The organism is Acidovorax sp. HMWF018, from assembly GCF_003061035.1.
In the GTDB taxonomy this organism is placed as follows: Bacteria; Pseudomonadota; Gammaproteobacteria; order Burkholderiales; family Burkholderiaceae_C; genus Acidovorax; species Acidovorax delafieldii.
On sequence record NZ_QAIM01000246.1, the window covers coordinates 13,166 to 36,671 of the forward strand.

At 62.5% G+C, this 23,506-nt stretch carries 34 protein-coding genes and 1 pseudogene; 19 read left to right on the forward strand and 16 right to left on the reverse strand.

Going from position 1 to position 23,506, the window contains the following annotated elements; genetic code table 11:
* From DBR23_RS30420 to DBR23_RS29250, 3 genes are all read left to right on the forward strand, one after another.
* Positions 1-753 (forward strand): FAD-binding protein (locus DBR23_RS30420; RefSeq protein WP_233250352.1); only part of this gene is annotated, 753 nt, incomplete at its 5' end.
* Between the two features lie 4 nt (positions 754-757).
* Entirely contained in the window at positions 758-1,606 is an 849-nt protein-coding gene (locus tag DBR23_RS08850) for an oxaloacetate decarboxylase (protein WP_108497995.1), read from the forward strand.
* Positions 1,607-1,886: 280 nt separating this feature from the next.
* The gene (locus DBR23_RS29250) at positions 1,887-2,528 is read left to right on the forward strand and encodes a hypothetical protein (protein WP_146191290.1); all 642 of its coding nucleotides are present in this window, start codon (positions 1,887-1,889) and stop codon (positions 2,526-2,528) included.
* A gap of 41 nt (positions 2,529-2,569) precedes the next feature.
* Here DBR23_RS29250 and DBR23_RS08855 read toward each other — a convergent pair whose 3' ends face one another.
* From DBR23_RS08855 to DBR23_RS08925, 15 genes are all read right to left on the reverse strand, one after another.
* Positions 2,570-3,025 carry a phage virion morphogenesis protein gene (locus DBR23_RS08855; RefSeq protein ID WP_108497996.1) on the reverse strand — a complete coding sequence of 152 codons (456 nt, stop codon included), beginning with the start codon at positions 3,023-3,025 and terminating at the stop codon, positions 2,570-2,572.
* 118 nt (positions 3,026-3,143) lie between these two features.
* On the reverse strand, positions 3,144-4,421 hold the full coding sequence (locus DBR23_RS08860) for a phage minor head protein (RefSeq protein WP_108497997.1): 1,278 nt from the start codon (positions 4,419-4,421) through the stop codon (positions 3,144-3,146).
* Positions 4,422-4,423: 2 nt separating this feature from the next.
* On the reverse strand, positions 4,424-5,989 hold the full coding sequence (locus tag DBR23_RS08865) for a DUF935 domain-containing protein (protein WP_108497998.1): 1,566 nt from the start codon (positions 5,987-5,989) through the stop codon (positions 4,424-4,426).
* Entirely contained in the window at positions 5,982-7,409 is a 1,428-nt protein-coding gene (locus DBR23_RS08870) for a terminase large subunit domain-containing protein (protein WP_108497999.1), read from the reverse strand. The genes DBR23_RS08865 and DBR23_RS08870 overlap by 8 nt, the downstream gene beginning before the upstream one ends.
* A complete protein-coding gene (locus tag DBR23_RS08875; RefSeq protein WP_108498000.1) occupies positions 7,409-7,996 on the reverse strand; it encodes a phage protein Gp27 family protein in 588 nt (195 codons plus the stop codon). Before DBR23_RS08875 ends, DBR23_RS08870 begins: the two co-directional genes overlap by 1 nt.
* A gap of 3 nt (positions 7,997-7,999) precedes the next feature.
* Positions 8,000-8,314, reverse strand: a complete 315-nt coding sequence (locus DBR23_RS08880) for a hypothetical protein (RefSeq protein ID WP_108498001.1) — start codon at positions 8,312-8,314, stop codon at positions 8,000-8,002.
* A complete protein-coding gene (locus DBR23_RS08885) occupies positions 8,311-8,658 on the reverse strand; it encodes a hypothetical protein (protein WP_108498002.1) in 348 nt (115 codons plus the stop codon). The genes DBR23_RS08880 and DBR23_RS08885 overlap by 4 nt, the downstream gene beginning before the upstream one ends.
* Positions 8,655-8,747: a TraR/DksA C4-type zinc finger protein gene (locus DBR23_RS32120; RefSeq protein ID WP_255581625.1), complete on the reverse strand. Its 93-nt coding sequence runs from the start codon at positions 8,745-8,747 to the stop codon at positions 8,655-8,657. Before DBR23_RS32120 ends, DBR23_RS08885 begins: the two co-directional genes overlap by 4 nt.
* Before the next feature lie 136 nt (positions 8,748-8,883).
* Positions 8,884-9,393, reverse strand: a complete 510-nt coding sequence (locus DBR23_RS08895) for a hypothetical protein (protein ID WP_108498003.1) — start codon at positions 9,391-9,393, stop codon at positions 8,884-8,886.
* Complete coding sequence (locus DBR23_RS08900; protein ID WP_108498004.1) at positions 9,390-10,004, reverse strand: transglycosylase SLT domain-containing protein; 615 nt, start codon at positions 10,002-10,004, stop codon at positions 9,390-9,392. Before DBR23_RS08900 ends, DBR23_RS08895 begins: the two co-directional genes overlap by 4 nt.
* Positions 10,004-10,372: a putative holin gene (locus DBR23_RS08905; protein ID WP_108498025.1), complete on the reverse strand. Its 369-nt coding sequence runs from the start codon at positions 10,370-10,372 to the stop codon at positions 10,004-10,006. The genes DBR23_RS08900 and DBR23_RS08905 overlap by 1 nt, the downstream gene beginning before the upstream one ends.
* Positions 10,373-10,965: 593 nt before the next feature.
* Positions 10,966-11,835 carry a DUF6731 family protein gene (locus tag DBR23_RS08910; protein ID WP_108498005.1) on the reverse strand — a complete coding sequence of 290 codons (870 nt, stop codon included), beginning with the start codon at positions 11,833-11,835 and terminating at the stop codon, positions 10,966-10,968.
* 66 nt (positions 11,836-11,901) lie between these two features.
* Positions 11,902-12,411 (reverse strand): DUF4124 domain-containing protein, encoded by a 510-nt coding sequence (locus DBR23_RS29930; protein WP_199227672.1) that lies wholly within the window; start codon positions 12,409-12,411, stop codon positions 11,902-11,904.
* A complete protein-coding gene (locus tag DBR23_RS08920; RefSeq protein WP_146191291.1) occupies positions 12,405-12,917 on the reverse strand; it encodes a hypothetical protein in 513 nt (170 codons plus the stop codon). Before DBR23_RS08920 ends, DBR23_RS29930 begins: the two co-directional genes overlap by 7 nt.
* Positions 12,914-13,372 (reverse strand): helix-turn-helix domain-containing protein, encoded by a 459-nt coding sequence (locus DBR23_RS08925; protein WP_146191292.1) that lies wholly within the window; start codon positions 13,370-13,372, stop codon positions 12,914-12,916. Before DBR23_RS08925 ends, DBR23_RS08920 begins: the two co-directional genes overlap by 4 nt.
* Positions 13,373-13,453: 81 nt before the next feature.
* On the opposite strand from DBR23_RS08925, the gene DBR23_RS08930 reads away from it, so the two are divergent.
* Complete coding sequence (locus tag DBR23_RS08930) at positions 13,454-13,693, forward strand: DNA-binding protein (protein ID WP_108498008.1); 240 nt, start codon at positions 13,454-13,456, stop codon at positions 13,691-13,693.
* Between the two features lie 63 nt (positions 13,694-13,756).
* On the opposite strand, the gene DBR23_RS08935 is transcribed toward DBR23_RS08930, so the two are convergent.
* Positions 13,757-13,990 carry a hypothetical protein gene (locus tag DBR23_RS08935; protein WP_108498009.1) on the reverse strand — a complete coding sequence of 78 codons (234 nt, stop codon included), beginning with the start codon at positions 13,988-13,990 and terminating at the stop codon, positions 13,757-13,759.
* Positions 13,991-14,104: 114 nt separating this feature from the next.
* Between DBR23_RS08935 and DBR23_RS08940 the strand changes: the two genes are divergently transcribed.
* The 15 genes and pseudogenes from DBR23_RS08940 to DBR23_RS09005 form a co-directional block, all read left to right on the forward strand.
* Positions 14,105-14,578, forward strand: coding sequence for a hypothetical protein (locus tag DBR23_RS08940; protein WP_108498010.1), 474 nt, complete (start codon positions 14,105-14,107; stop codon positions 14,576-14,578).
* Position 14,579: 1 nt separating this feature from the next.
* The gene (locus tag DBR23_RS08945) at positions 14,580-14,891 is read left to right on the forward strand and encodes a transcriptional regulator (protein ID WP_108498011.1); all 312 of its coding nucleotides are present in this window, start codon (positions 14,580-14,582) and stop codon (positions 14,889-14,891) included.
* Between the two features lie 21 nt (positions 14,892-14,912).
* On the forward strand, positions 14,913-15,821 hold the full coding sequence (locus DBR23_RS08950) for a hypothetical protein (protein WP_108498012.1): 909 nt from the start codon (positions 14,913-14,915) through the stop codon (positions 15,819-15,821).
* Between the two features lie 21 nt (positions 15,822-15,842).
* The gene (locus DBR23_RS08955) at positions 15,843-17,615 is read left to right on the forward strand and encodes a DDE-type integrase/transposase/recombinase (protein WP_108498013.1); all 1,773 of its coding nucleotides are present in this window, start codon (positions 15,843-15,845) and stop codon (positions 17,613-17,615) included.
* The gene (locus DBR23_RS08960; RefSeq protein WP_108498014.1) at positions 17,612-18,805 is read left to right on the forward strand and encodes an ExeA family protein; all 1,194 of its coding nucleotides are present in this window, start codon (positions 17,612-17,614) and stop codon (positions 18,803-18,805) included. Before DBR23_RS08955 ends, DBR23_RS08960 begins: the two co-directional genes overlap by 4 nt.
* A gap of 3 nt (positions 18,806-18,808) precedes the next feature.
* Positions 18,809-18,967, forward strand: a complete 159-nt coding sequence (locus DBR23_RS29600; RefSeq protein ID WP_158276442.1) for a hypothetical protein — start codon at positions 18,809-18,811, stop codon at positions 18,965-18,967.
* On the forward strand, positions 18,964-19,179 hold the full coding sequence (locus tag DBR23_RS08965; protein ID WP_108498015.1) for a hypothetical protein: 216 nt from the start codon (positions 18,964-18,966) through the stop codon (positions 19,177-19,179). The genes DBR23_RS29600 and DBR23_RS08965 overlap by 4 nt, the downstream gene beginning before the upstream one ends.
* On the forward strand, positions 19,176-19,778 hold the full coding sequence (locus DBR23_RS08970) for a hypothetical protein (protein ID WP_108498016.1): 603 nt from the start codon (positions 19,176-19,178) through the stop codon (positions 19,776-19,778). The genes DBR23_RS08965 and DBR23_RS08970 overlap by 4 nt, the downstream gene beginning before the upstream one ends.
* A complete protein-coding gene (locus tag DBR23_RS08975) occupies positions 19,775-20,173 on the forward strand; it encodes a hypothetical protein (protein WP_108498017.1) in 399 nt (132 codons plus the stop codon). Before DBR23_RS08970 ends, DBR23_RS08975 begins: the two co-directional genes overlap by 4 nt.
* A gap of 30 nt (positions 20,174-20,203) precedes the next feature.
* A complete protein-coding gene (locus tag DBR23_RS08980) occupies positions 20,204-20,824 on the forward strand; it encodes a DUF3164 family protein (RefSeq protein ID WP_108498018.1) in 621 nt (206 codons plus the stop codon).
* The gene (locus DBR23_RS08985; RefSeq protein ID WP_108498019.1) at positions 20,821-21,525 is read left to right on the forward strand and encodes a DUF2786 domain-containing protein; all 705 of its coding nucleotides are present in this window, start codon (positions 20,821-20,823) and stop codon (positions 21,523-21,525) included. The genes DBR23_RS08980 and DBR23_RS08985 overlap by 4 nt, the downstream gene beginning before the upstream one ends.
* Before the next feature lie 325 nt (positions 21,526-21,850).
* Entirely contained in the window at positions 21,851-22,096 is a 246-nt protein-coding gene (locus DBR23_RS08990) for a hypothetical protein (protein WP_108498020.1), read from the forward strand.
* 5 nt (positions 22,097-22,101) lie between these two features.
* Positions 22,102-22,542, forward strand: coding sequence for a regulatory protein GemA (locus DBR23_RS08995; RefSeq protein ID WP_108498026.1), 441 nt, complete (start codon positions 22,102-22,104; stop codon positions 22,540-22,542).
* Positions 22,535-22,960, forward strand: coding sequence for a Mor transcription activator family protein (locus DBR23_RS09000; RefSeq protein WP_108498021.1), 426 nt, complete (start codon positions 22,535-22,537; stop codon positions 22,958-22,960). The genes DBR23_RS08995 and DBR23_RS09000 overlap by 8 nt, the downstream gene beginning before the upstream one ends.
* Positions 22,961-23,081: 121 nt before the next feature.
* Positions 23,082-23,506, forward strand: a pseudogene (locus DBR23_RS09005) (hypothetical protein); the annotation flags it as partial.

The window sequence follows — 23,506 nt, forward strand, 5'->3', positions numbered from 1 at the left end:
GAGCTGCTGCCCGAGATGCGCGACGCCCTCTTCGCCGGCCACACAGGCAACGACGGTAGCGCCATCGCCTGGGGCCAGGCGCTGGGCGCACGGCTGGCGGACCTGGGCGGCTACCAGGGCCACGGCTCCTGGGCCATTCCGCAAGGCGCGCTGATCTCGTGGGCGCTGATGATGGAAGGCGGCATCCAGATCAATGCGCTGGGCGAGCGCTTTCACGACGAAACGCAGGGCTACTCCGAAGCCTCGGTGCATGTGCTGGCGCAGCCGGGCGGCGTGGCGTGGAATGTGTTCGATGCGCCCATCCTCGCACTGGCGCGCAGCTTTCCGGACTTTGTCGATGCTGAGGCAGCCGGTGCTGTGAAGCACTGTGACAGCGTGCAGGCGCTGGCGGCATTGATCGGCTGCGAAGAATCAAAATTGATAGCAACTCTGGCAAGTACCACTAGCACTAGCGGCCAGAACGACCACAACCGACGTGTGTTTGCCCGCCCATTGCGGGCTCCGTTCTGCGCGGTCAAGGTCACCGGTGCGCTGTTCCATACCCAGGGTGGGCTGGACATCGACGCCCAGTGCCGTGTGCTGAGGCAGGACGGCCAGCCTTTTCCCAATCTGTTGGCTGCAGGCGGCGCTGCCCGTGGCGTGTCGGGCGATGCGGTGTGGGGTTATCTCTCCGGCAACGGCCTGCTCAGCGCCGTGGCCGGTGGCTACATCGCTGCGAACACGGCGGCCGGGCTGAACCGTCAGAAAGTGTGAAGACATGACCCCCCCATCGTTGAAAGAACGCCTTCACGAACCCCGCGCCATCCTGGCCCCCGGCGTGTACGACGCCCTGAGCGCCCTGGTGGCAGAGCAGGCGGGCTTCGAGGCGCTGTACCTCTCAGGCGCGTCGATTGCCTACACCCGCCTGGGCCGCTCCGACGTGGGCCTGACCACCTACACCGAGGTGGAAGACACCCTGGCACGCATCACCGAGCGCGTACCCACGCCGGTCATCGTCGATGCCGACACCGGCTTTGGCAACGCACTCAACACCCAGCGCACCGTGCGCGGCTTTGAGCGTGCGGGCGCCGCCATGGTGCAGATCGAGGACCAGGGATTTCCCAAGCGCTGCGGCCACCTGGACGGCAAGACGGTGGTCCCGGTGGGCGAGATGTGCGGCAAGCTCCACGCTGCGCTGGACGCGCGCCGCAGCGCCCACACGCTGATCCTGGCCCGCACCGACGCGCTGGCCGTGGAGGGCATCGACGCCGCCTTCGACCGCGCCGAGGCGTACCTGGAATGTGGTGTGGATGCGCTTTTCATCGAAGCCCTGCGCACCCCCGAGCAGATGGACGCGGCCTGCCAGCGCTTTGCCCACCGCATCCCGCTGCTGGCCAACATGGTCGAAGGCGGCAAGACACCGATCCAGAGCGCGGCCGAGCTGCAGCAGCGCGGCTTTCGCATCGTGATCTTCCCCGGCGGCACGGCCCGCGCGGTGGCGCACACGCTGCAGGGCTACTACGCCAGCCTGCACACGCACCAGACCACGGCGCCCTTCAAGGACCGGATGATGGACTTTGACGGCCTGAATGCGCTGATCGGCACGCCCGAACTGATGGCACAGTGAACGGGAGTGAGATAAAGGAAGAGTGGGCGGCGCGATAAATCGGGATTTCGTGGGCCAAGTAGGGATGCAGTGGGACAGAGTTTCGCAAATCCATTTCTTCCCATGAAAACATGGGCTGGAAGATGACGCGGCCCGTATCTGCCTCACTTCTTGACCGTTCGGCCTATCGACGTTCAGAAGCCGCGCCATAATGCGCGCGCCCCGTTCAGGAGCTAGAGTGTGCTTGGACGCCACCTAAAGTCTAATTGGAGCCGAGGCATCACCAATTCGATACGCCAATATGAAGACCACAAAGAAAACTTCGCGTCCAACAATGTGGCTTTTTCAAGCTACCGAAGACTATTCCTCTTCACGGTGCCTGTTCTTGTCTGGCCTGTCCGGAGGCTTCATGCTTGCTCAGCAGGCCTTAGAAAAGCTGCTGAAGGCGCATCTGACCATCGCTCACCCAGACCATTCGAAATTTATTGGACCACAAGGGTTGGCGCCCAAGGTGCTCGACGTGGCTGCAGGACATGACTTGGTGGCCCACTTGCGTCTCGCTGAGAAGCAATTTCCACATCTGGCGCTCGACCCGGGGCAGCTAGAGCTGATCACAAACCTGAGCTACTGCTTCCACAGCAAGTATCCCGATGTAGAAACGCCTCTGGAGTCGAGGACCACAGCATGGCTCGACGAAATTGACAGGATATTTGTGCGCTGGTCACTGGGGCTCCCGCTCCTGGAAGAAGCGCGCTGGAGAACAGGTTTGCATACCTGCGTTTGGTGTGAAGTGCTCGGAACGCCTGTTCATCCACCAGTCCATTGGATCAGGACGCAAAACAAAGCGTTTGCAGAGGTTCATGACCGCCTTCGTGCCGATGTGGAAACCCACTCCCGTCGCAAACGCGAGAATCCTGAGCTCTACGCTGCCGCCATTCGTTGAACTGATGGCGCGACCCGGGGGGCATTGCGTAGGACGCTCCGCTATCGCATCAGGTCTTCCAGCCAGATCCCCAAGATGTCCAGCACAGCAGCTTCGTCCTGAGCGCCGAGTTGGCCTGTGTCCGGGTCGGCAAACAACATCCCGCGCCGGGGCATCTTCCAAGTACCCCACTCATGGAAGGCCGCTTTTGGGTCCCCGAAGCCCACACGCACGCTGGTAGCGTCTGCCGAATGGGTGAGACTGGCAAGCATGTCGCCGTATCGGTCAAGAAGGCGACCATTGCCGTCCTCGGGATAGTTCTCGCGGGTCCAAGGCGCCCACACTTCCCATGGGTGACCGGTGGGATCGGTCTCGGTCTCGAAGCGGGCGCTTATTCGGCTCTCTAGCTCCATGCCGATGCTGTCCATGACCGGCCGCATATTTGTCGTGCCCTGCCGCAGACGTGCCAGATAGTCCTGCAAGGCCTGCGAGCTGACCTCGACACTGAGTCTGATCATGTGGAGCCTCGGTTTGACAGGGGCGGATGCGTGGCGCTATCATGACGGTGCTCACCAACGTTTCGGACGTTTAAGCCATAGGATCGCGCAAGCGGGTGCATTTGGCAGGTGGGCTTTTTCATTTCCGCACCGGCCTCTTGAACATCGTGAAAGGCACGATGTGCTTGCGGCGAACCCGGACCGCCAAGTGGTACACGATGCCACCCAGAACCACCTCCCCCTCTAGCACCTTGCTGCCGTCCTTTGCGACGGGTGGAGCACCTACTGCCAGCTGGGCACGGTTGAACAGGTCCCGAAAGCGCGCCAGATCCTCAGCGGTCACCGGGATCTGTCCGCGCAGCGCCTCGCTTGGCTTTCCATGGGACTTCAGCGTGTGCAACACGCCGTCATGTTCCAGTGCCACCATGCGCCCGGTCAGGTCCACCCCCAGCGCCTGGGCTCGCTGCGTCGCCATAGATGAGACTGTGCCCAGCACCTGAAGCGGCTGCTTGGCCTGAGGCGTCGCAGCCGACCGCTTTACAAACTCGACGGCATCCGTGGCCTGCGCTGGTGTGTGCCACTGCGCCATACCCTTGTCTCGCGCAGTCCGTGCCAGGTCGGGTGCAGCCTTGGTCAACCGGTCAGCCACGACCTCTTCCAGGGAGGCCGCCCGAGCACTCGCCATCCCCACGTTGTAGCCAAAGCCCGGGTCAATCCCTATCGGCACCAGCTTGATCTCGCCCGTGCGCTTGTCCAGCCACTCGCGCATCGGCACTTCGGGCGCCACTTTGATCATGGGCTCGCCTGTGGGACTGGTGCCCTGGTCATATTCCCGCTGACTGACGGCGACAACACGGCAGCGGCAGCGCCACCCATTCGGTGGTAGGTGGGTCAGCCAAAACGGATCGTCCACCGGCAAGGTCACCCCGTTCCAAGCCCGGTGCGAGGCGCGCACGCGCTCATCGCGCTTCGTGATGTAGCGCAGGAACGGGTGCGTCTTCTGGTTGCGCTCGATCCGCTCCCACTGGCCCGCCGCGTACGCCATGCGGGTGTTAGTGTCATAGATCAGCTTGAGCCGGGCCGGATCAAAAATGGTCACCACTTCGCGCTTGGTAAGCGGGTCCACCACGGTTTTTTCGCCCCACCAACCTGCCTTGGCCAATATCTCCTCAGCGTTGCGCATGAAGTCCCGACGCGACAGGTCGCCCCCCACTGACCGACTGATCAGGTCGCGTATGTCCTGGAGTAGATCAAGCCGAGCCAAGCGGCTCACTGTGAACTGCTGCGCGTGCTCGTCCTCCCAGAGATCCTGCCAGGCAAAGGTCTTTGTGAGCGGGCTACGCCGCTGCAGATAGGCAATGGCTTCGGCAGGCGGCAGCTTCTGCAGATCGGCGAACTCTTGCGCAGCAGAGGCCATGGTCAGGCGTTCTCCACGCCCGCAATCGCCCCAGCGCGCGCCGCGAAAGTGGCACGTGTCAGAGAGTCAGCAATGGCATCGGCATCGAGCTGAGCAAGCAAGCCAGGCAAGCGCTGTAGCAGTTGCTCGGCGGTCTCGCCCCGCAAAACAGCTTCGTCCAGCAGCGCCTGCAGCTTCTGTGCCACGGGGGCCATCAGCGGTTGCCAGTCTTGCAGCGCACCATCTACCAGCTCGTCAAGTGCATCACCCGGCTGCGGTTGGCCGGGCTCCGCGAAACTGGCGGCCGTAGGCGCCTTGGGACTGCCAGCCCCCCCTGCAGGCTCTGGCGTCGGTAGTGATGGTGCGGGCGGCGGTGACGGAGGCGCCGCTTTCTTCGACCATCCTTCACCATACTTGGCCCGGACGGTGTTTTCGTCCAGCTCAAAACCCATGTCGTGGATGAGCTTGTCACCCTCTGCCTGAGTCTTGGTGTCCTCTTCCTCCTTGATGTTGCGGTACACATGGCAAGACTCCAACCCGTTGTACTCACAGATCCAGGCCACCAGCGTTTCGTTGATGGTTTCCGAGAGCAGATCGCTGTCGGCTTGAGTCAGGTCTTGGCGTACATCCTTGCGCTCCTTGCTGGCTGCAGCCAAGGCGCCGCCGCCAGAGCGCGCAGGCTCCTGGCCGGTCAGCACCTCGCTGATCCAGTCGTCCATGTATTCGCACAGCTGCTGCTGCGTGGTGACATTCCCGGACAGCTTGCTCTCCAGAAGCGCAATCTCCATGCCCTCGGGCGTCATCAAGTAGCCGTCGTTGGACATGGCGCGTAGCGCGTCTGCCAGCGTGCCCTTTTCCTTCGGTCCCGCGTTACGCGGATACTTGCCGTGGGGTGTGGGCGAGCCAAAGCGATCACACAGCTTGTTCCAGGCCACGATACCCTTGCGCTTAAAGAACACTGGCCAGAAAAGCTGCAGCCCCAGGCCCGTGCCATAGGGGTTGTCGTCCTCGGGGTTCACGCGGTGCACGATGAACTTGCGATCCGGTACCGGAATGCCTTTGAGCATGTTCTCGCGCGTCAGCAGGTGCAGGCGTGCAGGGCTGTTGTCATCGTCCTGAACGTAGACAAACCGCCGCTGTGCCCGCTTGATAACGCGTGCAGGCACCACCATCCCATCACGAATGGTCCAGACGATCTCGGATACAGCAAAGCCCGCCAGCAACGCCTCCAGCAGTTCGCCGCACATGCGGTCAAATGCAATGCCCTTAAGGATGGCGGTCAGCGTCTCCGCGTCCTGCGTCCCCTTGGCGCTGTCCTTAGAGCGCGGCTCCACCTGCCAGGCCCTGCCCACCAGGGCAAGCTGGCGCTTTTGCAGACCCGAGAACACCTTGCCATCCCGGCGCAGGTCGCGGTACAGCTCCACGCCTGCATTTCCGCGTTCCAGCAGCAGTGGGTCGTTGGTGCGCAGCACCCCCATGTAGTGCTGCTCGAAAGGGTCCCGCAATCGGTTGGCAAATTCAGAGTCCAATTCGGGCCGGGCCTGTGCGGCTGCTGTGGTGGAGCGGTCAGTCCGCGCGGTTTTAACCATGGATGAAATCTCCCAGCGGCTGGCTGCTGTCACGCGGACCGCCGCTTTCATATTCGATAGGGGCGGATGGGCTGGAGCCCGCATGCAGTGCAAGCGCCAGCGCCCAGAAGCGGTCGGCGTGGCCGTTCACCTTGGTGCTGTCGTCGCCATCAGCAACAAAGCGGATGTTTCCTGCTGCGGTGGTGGTCTTCTGCACCTTGCGCAGGTCTGCGCGGATCTTGGGGTCTTCGGGGATGCGGACCGTGCGGTCTTCCATGGCGCCGCGCAACGGATAGGCGAGGGCTTCCTTCACCGGGCCGGAGAAGTTCACGCCTTCCACACGATGCGGCCCAAACTTGTCTTGCGCGTCGTCGGCCCAGCCAATGCCAAGGCCGGTCGAGTCAATGCACACGCGGTCGCAGATCTCGAACCAGGGCCACAAGATGGCTTCCTGTGCGCTCTTGCGCATCTTCTCCATCACCTCGACGTGGCGCGTGTAAAACACATCGCCAAGCTGCTCAACCACCCACAGCACGGTCAAATCCTTCTTGCGGCCGATATCCACGCCCGCATACAGGCGGCCGTGGAAAGGCCCCTCCAGTCCTCGCTTCCAATCAGTGCCGCCCGAGTATTCGCACGCCGTGATCAGGCCGTACTCGAGAAACTTGGCATCGTCGTCGGCCGGGATGCACATGTATTCCTGGTCGAACGACTCCTCATCGGCAGCGCCCGATTTCACAAAGTCGAAGTACTCGGCCTCGTCCATCGCCTGCTGCTCTGCATCCGCTGGCAGGGCCTGCTGGAGCTTGAAGAGAAAACCCTGTTCCAGAGCGTCCTGCAAGGTGACCCTGTGCAGGCTGATCTTCTTGGGGTTGCCCCCGTGCCGAGCTTCACGCACGAGCTGATTGAAGAAGCTGTGGGACCCGCGATGTGTGCTGACCAACTCCATGTTGCCGCCCCAGGTGATACCGGGATAGGCGATGGCCCACATCTTGCGCTGGTCGCGATGCAGGGCGAACTCATCCAGGACGCGACTGCCCCGCTTGCCCGCCTGGGCATCGGGGTTGCTGCTCATGCTGTGGATGCGCCGCCCGCTGGCGAACTGAAGCACATAGGCGCTGAGCTTTTTTTCTTGGTCGAGCACCACCTCGCCAAGGTCTTTGGCAGCCATGCCCATGATCCCGGCCCAGAGCTTGCAGTCCTCAATGAACAGCCGGGCCTGAATGTCATCACGACTGCTCACCCACTCGTCAAATCGGGCGCCCTGCGCAGCGGCACGCTCGTCCGCCCCGTAGGCGGTAGACCAGCTGATGCCAATCTGCCGCGACTTCTCCATCAACTTGAGGCGAGACTCGTCCTTGATCCACGCGCTCTGAAACGGCAAAAAGATCGCATGGCGATCCAAAGGAATGCACTTGGCGCGGCCCTTGAGCTTATCCATCAGACGATCCCTAGTGCCTCACGGATGGCGGCCTTGGTATCGGCCGTCACGCCGCCCTTGTTGGGCATCGCTTCCAACTTGGCGCGCTGTTCCTCCAGCAGCTTCTTGCGCGTGGCTTCCTCCACCTTGGCCTGGAACTCCTTTAGGTTGATGCTCGACCTGGTCAGCGTGGCGATGTTCTTGGCCGCCTTGCTGAGCAGGGCCACCCTCTCACCAGGGTCGGCCTTATCGCCGTCCTCTCCAACCTCGTCGGCCTCCTGCAGCGCCAGGATGGCCTCGAAAAGCTCGGTCTGCACCATGGCAGTCAGGGCCTCGCTGCGCGCGTCCTTATCGTCCCCCGCGTGGGCCTGGATCAGCTTCGCGGCCTCGGTGCTGGCACGGATCGCCAACAGACGGCGCTCCAGCTTTTGCCCGTAGCGGCCAACGGCAGAGCGACTGGGAAGCTCTGCGGCCTGAGCTGCTGCTGGAAACTTCTCTCGCAGGTCGGCGATCAGCTCATCCAGCGTCACACCTCCTGACGCGAGCATGGCTTGGATGTACGTCTTGATCTCCGGGTCCAGCCGGTCGATGCTGCTTTTGCGGCCCATGGCTCACCAATACTTCACAGGGCGTGCGATACCAGGCTCGCAGGGGATGGTGTACTCGGCGAGGTCCACACCAATGCGTGTCAGATCAGCAAACCAGCGGCCCGAGGGCTGCTTGTCCAGTTTCACCAGCTCGCGGTCACCCAGGTAGTCCAGCTCGCGGCGCAGCTCCAGCGGCGTCGCATCGGGGTATTCAGACTGGGCCACGCTCAGAATCGGGCCTTCAAACGCGCCGATGGGGCGCGCATTGTTGAGCGTCAGGATGATCAGCCACCGCAGGTTTTCGCGGCGGATACGGACGTTGTCGATTCCGGTGCTCATAGGCTCCCTCGCTCGTTCATGGATGCGCGTAGCTGCGCGTTGTCGATCTTGGTGGCGAGGCCATCCAGCTTGGCTTCAACGATGGATTGGCCGCGCACGTAGTCCTCGCGGCGAACGTAGTGCAGCGGCAGATCGGCCTTGAAGTGCATGAACTCGCGCTCCAGGTTGGTGATCCCTGCGACCTCGGCCTCGCGAGCCTTCTGCAGCACATCAAAGCGCTCATTGATGCGCGATTCGAACTGGGCGGCGATCAATCGACCCGCTGTGAAGATGAGCCCGGCAAACCCTGAAAGCAGCGTGAGACCGAAGCCCAGCAATTGCCAAAAATCCACTTGCAGCGTCATCGCGCCCCCTTTTTCTTTTCCTGACGCGCCTGGCACGTCACACACAACTGCACGCCAGGCACAGCCTGGCGCCGCTTCTCGGAAATCACCTCTCCGCAGCCTCGCGCCTGGCAGAGTTCGGCCGAGTCAGCGGGCGTTTTCCCGACCAGGCCAGAGCGGCGGCTGTGGTCACGCAGGGCGTCATCCAGAATCTCTGCCTCACGCGCCTGGGCACGGTCGATGTCGTCAATCAACGGCGCCCCCTGTCTTGCCTGCCCCGCACACGTTGCGAGCAAAGCTCTGCAGCCCGGTCACCTGGTCGCGGAGTCCGTCAGCCTCTGCTGCCAGCTCTTGATATGCGCCGCTGCTTTCTCCGAGTAGCTCTCGTGCGGCACGGGCTTCGCCAGCGCAGGCGGCAAGTCCGGCATCACCTGTTGGGTAGGGATCGGGGCGGCTGTTGAGGCGGGCAACTTCGGCGCGCAGGCTGCGCACAGCAGCAGCGGCAGCAACATCACGAGCGCGGCGCGAGGCCTCGCGTTGGGCGTCTTCATGGGCAGTCCTTTCGGCATTGCGAAATTTGGTGGCGTTGTCGCGGGCAGTGGCCGCGTTGCGGGCGTTCTCCTGGGCGTCCCAAGCGTGTTGCACTCGGGCTGCGCCCTGCGCGTCCCCCTTGTTGACCAGGTGGGACTGCAAGGCCTTGGCGCCGACGATGAGGGCGCAAACAGCCAGGCCCCAGGCAATCAAGCGTGCGCTCATAGACCAGGCCCCCACTGCAGGTAGCGTGGCTGGATCACCACCAGAATGCGGTGGGGGTAGCCCAGGTTTTCTTTGCAATGCACGGCTGCGCGGCGGGCTTTGCCGCAAGCCGCATCGACCTGGGCTCGCGAAGGCTGGGCCAGCCCGGTACTAGCGGCCTCCTGTTGCCAATGGCCGAGCCCGCCGTTGTAAGAGCGCAAAGCGACCCACATGCGGTCGTGCGGGGAGTAGCGAACTGGTGCACGGTCGTACAGCCAGCGGTCATAGGTGACCAGGGCGCGGAAGGACCACGCCGGGTTGAAGGGCTGCTGCGACGCCAGGTCAGGGTGCAACCCAGCAATCCACTTGGTGGTCGCGGGCATGAACTGGGCCAAACCCTGCGCCCCCACGTGGGAAACGGCATCAGCGCGCCAAGCGCTTTCCTGGTGGACCTGCGCGGCAAACACAGCCACCGGGGCATCCATACCCCAGGACGCATGTGCGGTGCGTACCAGCAGCGCGCGGTGCTGTAGTGCGGCCTGGGGCACCTGGGCGTAGGCGCAGCTCACTGCAATGGCGATGGCCACAACCGCCAGCCAGGCCAGTGCGGGGACTCGGGAATGCCAGCGCATCACAGCCCCGCCGCCACGCCCAGCACCACGCAGCCCACCACAATGGCCCGCCGCAGCTGCGCCACGCAATAGGCGGCCAGGTACTCGGGTTTGGCGATGGGGTAGTCCACATCACCCTCGGGCTCTTCGGTGCCCTTGCGCCAGTCGCGCCAGAGGAAGGAATCAGGCCGTGCGTAGGGGAACAGCGCGCGGTCGAGCCAGTAGCCGATCACGGCGGCCAGCGCAATGAGCGCTGCCTTGTAGAGCACCACCGGCAACTGCACCGGCGACACCACTGCGATCACCGCCAAGAGCAGCGCCGCGAGTACGACGAAAAGGCTGCTGCGCGGGGCACGCAACCAGATAGGGATGTGGTCTTTGAGCGTCATGCACGGCAGGATGCCGTGCACGCTAGGGCGACACTAAATGGAGCGCGCCATTGTTACTGCCAATGCTTGCAACATCTCATCATCAAGCGTTGCAAGGCCAAGCCACAGGTGCCGAGTTCAACCGTTTTTGTTTTCAGGCTGACTCATCCGCTCAAAGAGATTGAGCAAGACCTCTGCAACACGAGCGACTGCGAAAGCAGCGTAAATCGTGCTCGCGACAAGCAGCGTAGACCATGGCTGTGATACTGCGGTCCCATCACTTGGCAGAAAGAAGAATAGGAGCACACAGGCTCCGGCCAGCGCTAAGCAACCCAAAATTGCCGAACGTAGATATCTATGGACCCCGGGCATATGGCCACCATCATGCAGCTGTCGGCCTGTTTGGGTGCTCCCAATTGGGAGGAGGATTGAAAGGGCGGTTGTCAGGAAACCAGCACAGATTGCTGCGGCAGACAACAAGGCTCCAAGTAGTTCTTTCGAGTAGGCATTTGGAATGTCCAACCCCGCGTACCACCATGCCCCAGCGCCGCCTGCCGCTGAAAGCAGCGGCCCCCATTGCTCAATTTTCAGGCGCAAAGACATAATGAAAAGATTCAAATCCAGCCTAAGAGTGCCCTGTCTAGCATATCCCAGCGCGAATTGATCGTGTAACGGTGATCAACAACTTTGAGTTCGTTGGCCCCGAATCGACGCTTAATTTTGTGTTCGAGCAGATTGATGACCTGGTCCTTTTTTCCAGTCGTTGGATCTTCACCTTTGACTCTCAGTACCGACACATCGTCATCTTGAGCACGCAGCTTGTTGATCATGGACTTGACCGACTGGCTGCTAAGAAAGTTCAGCTTTTTTTTGCCGGTGTTGGCACCCAATGTGATGGAAACACGCTGAGCGTGAGCAGGCTTTGTTGCGAGTGCAAGGGCTGTGCCAACAGTACTCTGCGATGCTTCCAGTGCATCGACAGTGGCCGTGATTTCAACTGAAGTGATGTTCTTCAAGCCGCCTAGTCGTGCCACGACTGTTGGATCAAGCTTTGGGTTCACTGAGTATGCGAAATTTCTTGCGCTGCCTGGATCAACGGCGTTGAAGTACTCTGCCATTCGGGTGGGGCCGATACCGGAGTGGTTGTGCAGAATCAGAAGCCACTTTTTGGATGGTACGTAGAGCGCTGCAGTCTCCTCTCCAAAGTCTTCATCTACTCGCATCTGAATTCCAGAGACCGGCACCGCGTTCCCGAGTTTTCCTGGTCCCACCTCGCGTTTTTTGACAAAGTCCAAGTGGTAGACCGCTGGCATGTTTGGATACAGCCCGGCAGGTATCTTCACAACCTGTTCCAAACGAATATCACCACGCCACCGTTGATCCAAAGCCAGCTTGTCGAACTCGTCCAAGGTATCGCTGAGCTTCTGACAAGTCTGGGGTGTCCAGTCAACGTCAAAAAGATTTACGGTGACCATCTTTGCCATTCTTACTTCCTCTCTGGTGGTTTTCGTCGTCGGGGATAGGGCGCATTGATGCTGGGCTGCAAACCGTCAGTTCACACCCCACTCAAGCCGCTTCGCTTGAATCTTTGTCCAATCGACGCTGAACTTGCCGTTATCGAACTCACAAGCAGCCTGCCTGGTCACGAAGCCACCCAACCCATTGGTGGCATGGAGCGTCATCCGCAACACCCGCTTGTCCTCAAACTTGGGCTCTGTGTAGTAGGCGTTTGCCGGATCGCGCAGCAGTGGCTTGTACCAGGCTAGGCATTGATCCGCCTGCATTTCCAGCGCAGATTTCGAGGGCGCTGGAGCCGTAAGTGTTGGTTGAATCGGAGGCGCAGCTGGCTGTACCGGTGCTGGTGCCACTGGGGTAGCTACAGGCGCGGCAGGCTGGGAGACATTGCCGCTTGCTGGACGCACTTCGATCTTCTCCCCTTTGCCTGTACAGGGGGCATCTTGAAAAACCGTCTTACCGTCAGGCCCGGTGCATTTGTTCACCGCCCAAGCTGGCCCCGTCAAAGCCAACACGCCAACAGACAGGGCAATCAATCTCAACATGCGTTGTCTCCAGAAAGAATCCTCTCTACCCGCATAGCTGTCGCCTGGGGGAAGAGGGTTGTGAGTAGCAGCGCCCTCGTGACGCACAGATAAACGGCACAGGTGACCAAAAGCGTGATCGGCTTCAGGAACGGTCCTGGCACCCTGTTCATGGTATCGACCAACGCGAAGATCAAGACGCTGGTCATCAGCACTGTGCCGCTCCATCCGACGGCCATATCCGTTTTTCGCGCGCTGGGCTTTAGCCGCCTCTCTGGCTCAGACCACACAAGGGAGCCGAAGCGCCAAGCGCGGGACAACTCCTTCCCGGTAAACCCGTGTTCCAACATGAGCAACTCAAATTGCTCGCGAGCTTCGCGTCGGCAATCGATGCCCGTGTGCTTGAGGAAAAGCGCCTGCAGTTCCGACTCGGGGCGAGCGTGCACGACATGGATGTTGTTGACAACGTCGCGCCCCGCCACATCGCCGGTCACTGTTCCGGTGAACACCTGATCACGAGCACTCACCGCTTGCCCCCACCTTTCACGATGTCTCGCCCCGCAATGTCGCCTTTGGGCGCCTTGTGAAAGATTTGCTGCGAGCCTTCGAACTGCGTCGAAGCGCCCGCAGTCAACGCACCGAGCGCAGCTCTACGAATCTCCGTAGATGCCGACCGGAAGTAGCTCAATAGCGTTTTCTCTTCGGCGTTGAGCACCAGCTCCTGCGGGACTTCCCTCTCACCAGTAAGAACGTAGCGGACGTCAACGCCTTGAAGCGCGACTGCCGATAGATACGCCGCACTGGGCGAAGCAAGCCCCTTTTCGTACTTCGCCTGGGACTGCCGCGTCGCGCCAGGCACGCCTGCAGCGGCGGCAATCCCTGCGAAGTCGCTTTGTGTCTTACCCATCGCTTCGCGCTCTTCCCTCAGACGCTCACCGATGGAAATAAATATTTCCATAAACAGATTGCCAAATGGAAACAATTGGCTCCATAATTCGCACAACAACGCACAAACAAATGCAGCAACGCCAATTGCTGCACAACAAATAGGACGCCACTCACCATGGTCAAAACCCGCGCAGAAGTCCGCGAGGAGTTCGCCAGCAAAGGCTGGTCCATCTCGGGCTGGGCCAAGCAAAACGGCTACAGCCCCAACATGGCCATTGCCATCTTGGCAGACAACGAAGCCAACCCGCGCCTCAAGTGCCTGCGCGGCGACTCTCACAACATCGCGGTAGCGCTCGGACTCAAAGAGGGCGAGATCTCCCGTGCCGTTGGTGCCCGTCAGCTTGCTGCTGCGTGAGGTCCAAAGTGGTGCGTTCTACACCCAATGTAACAAATCGCCGAGACCTTTTTGGCTTCGACATCACGCGCCCAGTGGTTGGCGCTGGCTACGTGCGCCGTCCAGCGCAAGCGCCAGTTCCTGCAGCGTGCGGGCTGCCACTTCAAAGCCCGGCAGTGGCAACGCTGATCGCCACGCCTCAGACAACTGGGGGCCATCAATGAGGCCCTTGATCTCCAGCGCCGCAGCGATGTGTAACACGGCCCGGCTCACGCCTTCCAGGCGGCCTGCCAACTCTTCGAAATCTACTGTGTCCATCCCGTCCTCCGTTCGGTTGATGGATGAACTTTCTCACTGCCAGGTAGTGCGCACCAGCACCACGCAGACCATTTGTTTGGACGGACACGCATCCGCGAATTTGGGGGGCTTCCAATGACCCGACGCAATTGGAAACGCTGGCAACCAGCCACCCTGCGTGACGCGCTCAAGGGCTGCAAAGACTTTGCCTTGGAGCGTCACAACCTGAGTGTGGAGCGCATCGCCGAGCGCATGGGACTGGAAGACCACTGGGCGCTCTACAAGTGGATTGCCAATGGGCGGATGCCCCTAGTGCTGGTGCCCGCTTACGAGCACGCCTGCGGCATCAACCTGGTTGCCCGATGGATGGCAGCCACCGACGACAAGCTCCTCGTGGACATACCCAACGGACGCAAGGCGCAGCCAGCCGAACTGGTGGAGCTGAACACCGGCTTTGCCCAAGCGCTGCAGCTGCTCACCGACTTCTACCAGGCAGACGGCAAAGCCGACCCTGCCGCAACCCTGGACGCCCTGCGCAGCCACCTGCAGCAGGTCGCTGCACACCACCACAACGTGGCGCAGTACGCCACGCCTGAACTGGAGTTTTGAAATGTCTGAAAAGACCTACGCCCTCGCAGGCCCCATTCGCAAGACCTGCGACCTTTTCCGCTTGCTGGCTGGGCACGAAGTGCTTGGCCTCACCCCCGGTGAGATTGCCAAGGGTCTCAGCGTGTCGCCCAGCTGGGTCAGCGTAAACCTGCCCGCCCTGGCCACCACTGGCTACGTCGAGCAGGTGGCGGGCACTAATCGCTGGCGCCTGGGGGTGCAGTTCGTGCGCATAGCCACCACCGTAGCCACCAACCTCAACGCCGCCAAACGTCAGCTCGACGACGTGAGCGCCCGGTATTCCGTCCCCCTGTAACTCCAACCCGCAAAGCACTTCATGGCCCGCACACAGACACCCGCCCCGGCATCCAAAGAGCCCGTCATTTTGGACGCCGTGATTGCTCAAGACATGAGCGCCGCAAACCAACTGGCCCTGATCACCCGCGAGACCGAAACCCGCGTCCGCGCGATAGCTCAGCAGATGGGCTACCAGCTGCCCGCCGACGCCACTGACCCCGACCTGATCCAGCGCGACATTGCCGCCAACATGCGTCGTAGCGTAGAGGCCTGCCTGGAGGTGGGGCGCGGCCTGACGGTATTGAAAGCGGCCTGCGAACACGGTCAGTTTATGGCCCGCCTGGATGTGCTGGGCATCGAATCGCGCGTAGCACAGCGATTCATGCAGTCGGCTGCCAAGTTCTCAATTGCGTCGACGTCGACGCTTTTGAAGGCCGCTGGCGGCCAGTCCAAGCTGTTTGAAATGCTCGTCCTGGACGATGAGCAGATTGGAGAGCTGGAGCTGACCGGTCAAACCGGCGAACTGTCTCTGGACGACGTGGCCACCATGTCCGTCAAGGAGTTGCGCGCTGCCGTCCGCGAGGCCCGCGCAGAAAAGGCGGCGGTTGACAAGGTGCTATCTGACAAGAACACCGCCAACGACAAGCTGCGCGCCCAGCTCAAGCGGATCGCCACCATCCCGCCAGATGACGCCCTGGCCGATTTGCAGCGCGAAGCCACCGCCCACATGAACGACGCGCTGGGTGCAGTGCGCGGCGGGCTGCGGGCTGCGCTGATTGCCCTGAACAACCACGGCGACGAACGCGGGCAGCAGGCCGTTTTCATGGCCGGTCTGGTCGGCCAGGTCGCCGCCGAGCTGGCAACGTTGCGCGAGGAGTTCAACCTGCCCGATGTCTCTAACGCCGCAGACATAGCACTGGCAGGCGAAGTGGCTCAGTGGGCCAAGTAAGCGCGCGGAGACCACCAACCCATGTCGCTCAACCCCGTGATCGTCGGCCGTCTGGCGCAAGTGCTCCAGGCCGCACAGGCGGCTCCACGCGGCGGCAAGCAGGCCATCTACGAGGCGGCCTGCGCCGAGCTGGGAATGAGCACCGCCACCTTGCATCGCCATCTTGGAAAGATCACCGTGAAGCCAGAACGCAAAAAGCGCAGCGATGCAGGCGATGTGTCGCTGACCCGCGATGAAGCCGTGGCCATCAGCGCCGCGCTCATGACCAGCCACCGCAAGTCCAACAAACGCCTGATGTCCATCGGCCAGGCCGTGGAAGTGATGCGCGCCAACGGCGAAGTGCGTGCTGATCGTACCGACCCCGCCACTGGCGAGCTGGTCCCCCTCAGCGACAGCGCCATAGCCCGTGCGCTGCGCCACTACAACCTGCACCCCGACCAGCTCAACCGGCCCACACCTGCTGTCGAGCTCAAGAGCCTGCACCCAAACCACGTCTGGCAGGTCGATGCCAGCCTGTGTGTTCTTTACTACCTGAACGCCCGCACCGAAGCCGAGAGCGGCCTGCAGGTGATGGAGCGGGACAAGTTCTACAAGAACAAGCCCGCCAACCTCAAGCGCATTGAAGCTGACCGGGTCTGGTCCTATGAAATCACCGACCACAACAGCTCGGCGATCTACTTGCAGTACGTGATGGGCGCCGAGAGCGGCACCAACCTGGCCGACTGCTTCATCAACGCCATCCAGAAGCGGGAGGGCGATCCGTTCCACGGCGTGCCCTTTGTGCTGATGATGGACATGGGCAGCGCCAATACCAGCGGCCTGTTCGCCAACCTGGCGCGGCGGCTGCAGGTCAAGACCATTGCCCACGCCCCTGGCAATGCCCGCGCCACCGGCCAGGTCGAGAAGACCCGCGACCTGATCGAACGCAGCTTTGAAAGCGGCTTGCGCTTGCGCCCTGTGCGCAACCTGCCAGAACTCAACGCTCAAGCCCAGCGCTGGTCTCGGTGGTTCAACGCCACCAAGGTGCACAGCCGCCACGGCAAGGCGCGCTACGACGCCTGGATGACGATCACAGCCGATCAGCTGCGTGTGGCGCCCCCTGTCGAAATCTGCCAGGCCCTGCTTACCGAGTCGCCCGAGACCCGCAAGGTCACCGACTTCCTGACCGTTTCCTACAAGGGCCGCGAATTCGATGTGCGCGGTGTGCCGAACGTGATGGTGGGCGAGAAACTGCACATCACGCTCAACCCTTGGGTGCTGGACGCCGCCATGGTGGTAGATACCGATGCCGAGGGCAACGAAATCCTGCACAGCATCCCGCTGGTGGTGCGCGACGACGCCGGGTTCCGCACAGACGCCAATGTCATCGGTGAAGACTGGAAGCGGCCCGCGGACACCCAGCTCGAAGCCAACCGCAAGGAGGTCGATCGCTTCGCCTACGACGCCAAATCGGACGCCGAAGTCGAAGCCAAGCGCAAGGCCAAGGCCGTGCCCTTCGGTGGTCGCATCGACCCCGGCAAGGTCATCGATCAGGCGCCCGAGCGCACCTTCCTGCCCCGTCGTGGCACCGACCTGCAGACCACTGTATCCACGCAGAAGGCCCCGGCCCGCGTACTCAGCCCCTTTGAGGCCGCTGCCGAGCTGGTGCGGATGGGCGTAACGATGACCCGCGAGACCAGCGCCCAGGTGCGCGCCTGGTATCCAGAAGGGGTGCCCGAGGACGAACTGCAAGACCTCCAAGCCCGCCTCACCGTGCGCAGCGGCCTGCGCGTGGTGGCTGGAGGTGCGGCATGAGCCTGGCCCTTGTATTCGACGCCCTGGGAATCAGCCAGGCACAGGTGCGGCGTGACAGCGGGCTGAGCCGCTCAGCGTTGAGCCGTCTGGTGGTGCACGGTGTGTGGCCCGCCCGTGGGGAAACCACGGTCCGCAAATCCCTGGAGCAGTGCCTGCGCAAGCACGGCGCTACCCCTGCCCAACTGCTGACGCTTTTCACGCCCGCAAAGAAGTTGGCCCCGGCGAGTTCGTACCTCGACGGGGCCGCCCCTGAAGTCCCGAAACCAACCGAAACCCCCGAGGAGGAAACCATGCTACTGCAAAACGCCGCACTGAACCTTGAAGCCCGCCAGCACTTCAACCTGCCCAAAAACCCTTTCCAGGACGATGTCCAGAGCCCTGACGACGTATACCAGACGGCCAGCGTGCGCTACGTGCGCGCAACGCTCAACGACTGCGCCCAGCATCACGGCTTTGTGGCCGTGGTCGGTGAGAGCGGCGCGGGCAAGACCACGCTTGCGGAAGACCTGGAAGAGCGCATCAAGGCCGAAAAGCGCGACATCGTGATCATCCGCCCCTATGTGCTGGCCATGGAAGCCAGCGATCAAAAGGGCAAGACACTCAAGTCCAGCCACATCGCCGAGGCCATCGCCGCTGCGCTCGACCCTCAGCTCAAGGTCAAGAGCAGCCCCGAGGCACGCTTCCGCCAAGTGCACGACCTGCTCAAGGCCAGCCGCCGTGCGGGCCGTCGCCACCTGCTGGTGATTGAAGAGGCGCACTGCCTGCCAAGCGCCACGCTCAAGCACCTCAAGCGCTTCATTGAGCTCAAGGACGGCATGCAGCGCCTGATCGGCGTGGCCCTGATCGGCCAGCCCGAGCTGCGCGACCGACTGGGCAGCCAGAACGCAGACGTGCGGGAAGTCGCTCAGCGCTGCGAGGTGGTGGAGCTGCAGCCGTTGGACGGCGAGTTGGAGGGCTATCTACGCCACAAGTTCGCCCGGTTCGACCTCAAATATGAGGAGGTGTTCGCCCCCGACGCAGCCGACGCCATCCGCGCCCGACTGGTGCACATCCCTCGCGGTGCCAAGCCCACGGATGCCCGCAGCGAGTGCTATCCCCTAGTGGTCAACAACCTGGTCTGCCGCGCAATGAACGCCGCCACCCTCGCTGGCTGGCCCCTGGTTGATGCCCAAGTTATCGGGAGCTGCTGAGCCATGGCCATTTACCGCATCAAGATCACCATGGCAGACGGCTCCAGGGGCCGGTACACCGGCATCTTTGTCGATGGCATCGAAGCCATCGTGCAGACCCTGGCGGACTTCCCTGAAGCGCGCAGCGTTGCCGCCCTGTTCATCAGGAGGGCTGGAGCATGAAGCGAACCACTGAACCGTGCCAGCACGACACCGAGACGTTGCCGCCCGGTGGCTACTACTTCGCCCCTGGCGCCATAGATAGCGGTCCGCGCCGCAGCAAGCGGCTTGCTGGTTGGCAGCGTCTGGTTCTCGACGTCGCCGCATGCCTGGCTGTGTCGGGGCTGATCGGGTTCGTTGCTCGTGTCCTGCAAGCGAAAGGCTGGCCGCTGTGAGCGCTGATCTGTCCTGCCCCGTCTGCGGTACCGAGCTGGACCTGGCCGTGCTGTTTTCCCATGAGGGCGATCAGCGCGCGATGGCCCGCCTGGCTGAAGTCAGCATTCCCCTCGGCGCCCGGGTGCTGCAGTACGTGGGCTTGTTCACGCCGCACAAGCAGCGGCTGACCGCCGCCAAGAAGATCAAGTTGATCCTGCAGCTGCTGCCCGACCTGGAGCGCCAGGCCATCACGTACAAGGGCCGCGACTGGGCTGCGCCGCTATCGGCTTGGGCCATGGCCATTGACCAGATGCTGGCCGCTCGCGATGTGCAGCGCCTGGAGTTGCCCATGAAGGGCCACGGCTACCTGTACGCCATCCTGGCTGGCATGGCCGACAAGCACGAAGGCCAAGCCGAGCAGCAGCGCGAGCAAGAGCTGCGTGCCGGCCCTCGCGCCGCCACCGTCAACGGCCCCGCCAGCGTGGCCGACCTGGTGCAGGCACCGGCACCCACCGCCGCACCTCGGCCAGCGCCTGCCGCACCGGCACCCGCTGGCATGTCCCCCACCGTCCGCGCCATGCGCGCCGTCATCGAAAGCAAGAGAGGCACAACGCCATGACACGCAAATCCACCCTCAGCATTGAAAGCGCAGCAGTCATCGTCCACCTGAAGGCGCACGGCGCCAGCACGGCCGTCGCGCTGCGCCCCCACTTCCCGGACGTGAGCCGCACCGCGCTGCTCAAACGCCTGGGCAACTTGGTCGCACTCGGCTGGCTCGATTTCAGCTGGAACAGTGATGGCGACAAGGCATGGTTTGTGCGCAGCAGCGCACGGGCCATCGGGGTGCACACCGCCGCGCATGAGCCTGCTCACCAGGCCGAGACCGCGCTGCCCGTAGCCGCCCCCCGTCGCGTCAATGTCATGACTGGCATCTACGTACCGCCCCGCAGTTCCGCACTGCGCCCTGGCGCCATGGACTTCAAGGGTTGCCCAAGCGTGGGCTACCGCTGCTGATCACCCCGACAAACCACTACAGGAGCTCACATGGCAACCGAAACGACCATCCCAGCCGGGTACTGGCAAGACGCCAACGGCAACCTTATCCCGGAGTCCAAAGTCAAGGACATCGACAAGCTGCGCCACCAGGTGGTGACGGACCTTTGCACCATGGCGGAAAAGAGCCGCGACGGCTTGGCCGCTTTCAAGGTCCTCGCAATGCAAGAAGTGGCTGCGCTGGTCTCCACCAGCATGGAGCAGTACGGTGTGAAGGCCGGAGGCGAAAAAGGCAACGTCACGCTGGTGAGCTATGACGGTAAGTACAAGCTGGTGCGCCAGATGCAGGACAAGCTGGTGTTTGGCGAGCAGCTCATGGCCGCCAAAGCCCTGATCGATGAATGTGTGCATGAATGGGCGCAGGGCGCCAACGACAACATCAAGGCACTGGTGAACCACGCCTTCCAGACCGACAAGGAAGGCAAGATCAACACTGGCCGTGTGCTGGGTCTGCGCCGCCTGGACATCCGCGACACCAAGTGGCAAAGCGCCATGCAGGCCATCGCGGACAGTATCCAGACCGCCAGCACCAAGCCATACGTGCGCTTTTACAAGCGTATAGATGCAACGGGTGACTATGCCCCCATCAGCCTGGATGTGGCAGCTGTATGACCCGCGACGAAGCGCTCGACAAGATCAAGAAGTGCTTGGCGCTCGCGGCCAGCCCGGAGGCGCATGAGGCCGCAGCGGCAATGCGCCAGGCGCAGAAGCTCATGGCGCAGTTCGGCTTGTCAGAGGAAGACGTGACGCTTGCCGACGTGGCGGAGGTACGCCAACAAGCGCAGAACGTGCCCATGGTGCGCTGGGAAGCATCCCTTGCTTTCATGGTGGCACAGGCTTTCGGTTGCGAAACCTTCACGATGCAGCGCCTCCAGCTAGGTAGTGGCCGAAAGATGCGCCGTCAACGCACCTACGTTTTCGTGGGCGTGGGGCCTGCGCCAGAGGTGGCGGGCTATGCCTTCGACGTGCTTGTACGCCAGTGCGCGAAGGATCGCCGCCGCTACATCGGTCTGCAGAGTAAGAACTGCAAAGCCAAGACCAAAGTGGCGCGCGGCGACTTGTACGCCGAAGGCTGGATCGCTGGTGTCAGCGACAAGCTTGATCAGTTCGCTGGCAACGCGCGGGATGCGGCCCTGATCGCCCGCTACATGGAGCAAAACCACTCGGGCCTGGAAGCCGCAAACATCAAAAGTCGGGTCAGGGGCAAGAACGTCACTCACAACGACTGGCACCAGGGCCGTGCGGCTGGGCGCCAGGTCGAGCTGAATCAGGGTGTGCAGGGGCGCGCGGCACAGCCACTCCTGACCGCATAGAACCACACGCGCAACCGGCCGCCTTGGGGCGCGTAGGCCGGTGTGGCAAGCGGTGTGTGCCACGGTCTTTCCACAGGGCCGCAACTGCCGCAGGTATCGAGTGCCACCGTGCTGGTGTCCCTTTCCATCACCACGAGACCTCCTCCCCGCAAGGGGATGGCGCGGCGATACCCGGTTTCCGGTGTCCGACAACACCGGTTCTTTGGCCCCCCGTGAAGGCAGCAGAAACGGGCAGAACCCCGTCCCAAATCGTCCCAAAACAAATCTCCGGGGCATTGGCGCCAAACAGGCGCCTAGGCCCTCAAACGCCGCAGGATCAAAAACCATGAATGCCGTTGCTTTTCTCCTCTCCAGCCTTGCCGCCTTCTTCGGCATGCTGGGTGCTCTACTGCTTGCCATGCCCGCCTATCCAGGCTGGGGCTTCGGTGCGTTCTTGATCAGCAACCTGGGCTGGCTCACCGTAAGCGCCTGGCAGCGCCAGTGGCCCTTGCATGTCCAGCAATGGGTATTCCTGGCCTGCAGCCTTCTCGGTCTGTGGAACTGGTGGCTTGGCCCCTTGTTGCTGGGTTGATCGGCATGTCAAACCACATCGCCGCCATCCATGTGCTCAAGTCCAAGTTGCGGTTGGACGATGGCGATTACCGTGCGCTGTTGCTCAGCCTGACGCAAAAGGCCAGCACCAAGGACATGACGGACCGCGAGCGCCAGCAGGTGCGTGATCACCTGCAGGGCCTCGGAGAGCGGTTGGGCATGCTCAAGCCAACGCGACGCCGCGCACCCTCGCGCTCCTTTGCCCAGGCCAAGGCTGAAGCCACCCCCAAGGAGCGCAAGGTGTGGGCGCTGTGGAATCAGCTGGGTCGGGATGGCGTGGTGCGAGACACCACTGGGAAGGCGCTGAATGCATGGGTGGAGCGCACCGTGCATGTGACCGCTCTGACCTTCGCCAATGATGCCCAGCTGGATACCTTGATCGAGGCGCTGAAGTCCTGGCAACACAGAGGAGAACACCATGGTTGAAATGTTCGAGCGGATGGACATCGCAGGGATGACGGCTGCCCAGGTTCAGCCGCTGGAGGCATTGATCCCCCCAGGTTGGCCTGACACGTGGAGCGAGCTGGCCACCAGCCAGTATGTCACGCTGATATCCGCCCCCGGCGCGGAGTCGGTAGATGCGTCATCCCTTGCAAGTCTGGCGATTGCATTGACTTTGGGTATCGCACAGGACCTCGGCGGCACCCAGCCCTACATCCCGGTCGGTGCAGAGGTGATGAGCAGCGCACGAGCACGTCGCGTTATAGACCTGCTCAAGCAGGGGCAAGGCTACCGCCAGGTGGCTGATACCACTGGGCTGACCGAGTCCCGGGTGAGGCAAATCGAGTCAGAGTGGCGCAAGCAGCAACTGGCGCTGCGCCAAGGGCAGCTGCAGCTAGACTGAGCTTCAGCCCAGGCTTCTCCCCAGGCCCCGCCCGCCTCGCGCGCGCGGGGCTTTTTCTTTCTGCAAATCTGTGGAGTGCTCGATTTAGCGCCCCACGCTCTACCGCACGACAGTGCGGTCCATGCCTTCCAAGAAGCTACCCACAGTCCCTACGAAAGCCGTCACGCTACCTGACGGCATCGAGATCTTTCGACCTGGTCGCCACATCGACGATCAGGGCGTAGCCCACAACTTCAGCGATGCCGACGTGGACGGCATGGCCGCCAGCTACAACCCCGCCCTGCGCGAGGCCCCGCTCACAGTGGGCCATCCCAAAGACAACCTCCCGGCCTACGGTTGGGTCAAGGCTGTTGCCCGCAACGCCGACGGCGTGCTGGCCATCACCCCCCACAACGTAGAGCCGCAGTTCGCTGAGATGGTCGCGGCAAAGCGCTTTCCAAAGCGCAGCGCTTCCTTCTACCCGCCCCAGGCCCCTAACAACCCCACGCCGGGCAAGTGGTACTTGCGGCATGTGGCGTTCCTGGGCGCGCAGCCACCGGCTATTGC

Excerpts from the sequence above, each read along its gene's own strand:
- DBR23_RS08850 (WP_108497995.1), top strand. The coding sequence starts at position 758 with ATGACCCCCCCATCGTTGAAAGAACGCCTTCACGAACCCCGCGCCATC.
- DBR23_RS29250 (WP_146191290.1), top strand. The coding sequence starts at position 1,887 with ATGAAGACCACAAAGAAAACTTCGCGTCCAACAATGTGGCTTTTTCAA.
- DBR23_RS08855 (WP_108497996.1), bottom strand. The coding sequence starts at position 3,025 with ATGATCAGACTCAGTGTCGAGGTCAGCTCGCAGGCCTTGCAGGACTAT.
- DBR23_RS08860 (WP_108497997.1), bottom strand. The coding sequence starts at position 4,421 with ATGGCCTCTGCTGCGCAAGAGTTCGCCGATCTGCAGAAGCTGCCGCCT.
- DBR23_RS08865 (WP_108497998.1), bottom strand. The coding sequence starts at position 5,989 with ATGGTTAAAACCGCGCGGACTGACCGCTCCACCACAGCAGCCGCACAG.
- DBR23_RS08870 (WP_108497999.1), bottom strand. The coding sequence starts at position 7,409 with ATGGATAAGCTCAAGGGCCGCGCCAAGTGCATTCCTTTGGATCGCCAT.
- DBR23_RS08875 (WP_108498000.1), bottom strand. The coding sequence starts at position 7,996 with ATGGGCCGCAAAAGCAGCATCGACCGGCTGGACCCGGAGATCAAGACG.
- DBR23_RS08880 (WP_108498001.1), bottom strand. The coding sequence starts at position 8,314 with ATGAGCACCGGAATCGACAACGTCCGTATCCGCCGCGAAAACCTGCGG.
- DBR23_RS08885 (WP_108498002.1), bottom strand. The coding sequence starts at position 8,658 with ATGACGCTGCAAGTGGATTTTTGGCAATTGCTGGGCTTCGGTCTCACG.
- DBR23_RS08895 (WP_108498003.1), bottom strand. The coding sequence starts at position 9,393 with ATGAGCGCACGCTTGATTGCCTGGGGCCTGGCTGTTTGCGCCCTCATC.
- DBR23_RS08900 (WP_108498004.1), bottom strand. The coding sequence starts at position 10,004 with ATGCGCTGGCATTCCCGAGTCCCCGCACTGGCCTGGCTGGCGGTTGTG.
- DBR23_RS08905 (WP_108498025.1), bottom strand. The coding sequence starts at position 10,372 with ATGACGCTCAAAGACCACATCCCTATCTGGTTGCGTGCCCCGCGCAGC.
- DBR23_RS08910 (WP_108498005.1), bottom strand. The coding sequence starts at position 11,835 with ATGGCAAAGATGGTCACCGTAAATCTTTTTGACGTTGACTGGACACCC.
- DBR23_RS29930 (WP_199227672.1), bottom strand. The coding sequence starts at position 12,411 with ATGTTGAGATTGATTGCCCTGTCTGTTGGCGTGTTGGCTTTGACGGGG.
- DBR23_RS08930 (WP_108498008.1), top strand. The coding sequence starts at position 13,454 with ATGGTCAAAACCCGCGCAGAAGTCCGCGAGGAGTTCGCCAGCAAAGGC.
- DBR23_RS08935 (WP_108498009.1), bottom strand. The coding sequence starts at position 13,990 with ATGGACACAGTAGATTTCGAAGAGTTGGCAGGCCGCCTGGAAGGCGTG.
- DBR23_RS08940 (WP_108498010.1), top strand. The coding sequence starts at position 14,105 with ATGACCCGACGCAATTGGAAACGCTGGCAACCAGCCACCCTGCGTGAC.
- DBR23_RS08945 (WP_108498011.1), top strand. The coding sequence starts at position 14,580 with ATGTCTGAAAAGACCTACGCCCTCGCAGGCCCCATTCGCAAGACCTGC.
- DBR23_RS08950 (WP_108498012.1), top strand. The coding sequence starts at position 14,913 with ATGGCCCGCACACAGACACCCGCCCCGGCATCCAAAGAGCCCGTCATT.
- DBR23_RS08955 (WP_108498013.1), top strand. The coding sequence starts at position 15,843 with ATGTCGCTCAACCCCGTGATCGTCGGCCGTCTGGCGCAAGTGCTCCAG.
- DBR23_RS08960 (WP_108498014.1), top strand. The coding sequence starts at position 17,612 with ATGAGCCTGGCCCTTGTATTCGACGCCCTGGGAATCAGCCAGGCACAG.
- DBR23_RS29600 (WP_158276442.1), top strand. The coding sequence starts at position 18,809 with ATGGCCATTTACCGCATCAAGATCACCATGGCAGACGGCTCCAGGGGC.
- DBR23_RS08965 (WP_108498015.1), top strand. The coding sequence starts at position 18,964 with ATGAAGCGAACCACTGAACCGTGCCAGCACGACACCGAGACGTTGCCG.
- DBR23_RS08975 (WP_108498017.1), top strand. The coding sequence starts at position 19,775 with ATGACACGCAAATCCACCCTCAGCATTGAAAGCGCAGCAGTCATCGTC.
- DBR23_RS08980 (WP_108498018.1), top strand. The coding sequence starts at position 20,204 with ATGGCAACCGAAACGACCATCCCAGCCGGGTACTGGCAAGACGCCAAC.
- DBR23_RS08985 (WP_108498019.1), top strand. The coding sequence starts at position 20,821 with ATGACCCGCGACGAAGCGCTCGACAAGATCAAGAAGTGCTTGGCGCTC.
- DBR23_RS08990 (WP_108498020.1), top strand. The coding sequence starts at position 21,851 with ATGAATGCCGTTGCTTTTCTCCTCTCCAGCCTTGCCGCCTTCTTCGGC.
- DBR23_RS08995 (WP_108498026.1), top strand. The coding sequence starts at position 22,102 with ATGTCAAACCACATCGCCGCCATCCATGTGCTCAAGTCCAAGTTGCGG.
- DBR23_RS09000 (WP_108498021.1), top strand. The coding sequence starts at position 22,535 with ATGGTTGAAATGTTCGAGCGGATGGACATCGCAGGGATGACGGCTGCC.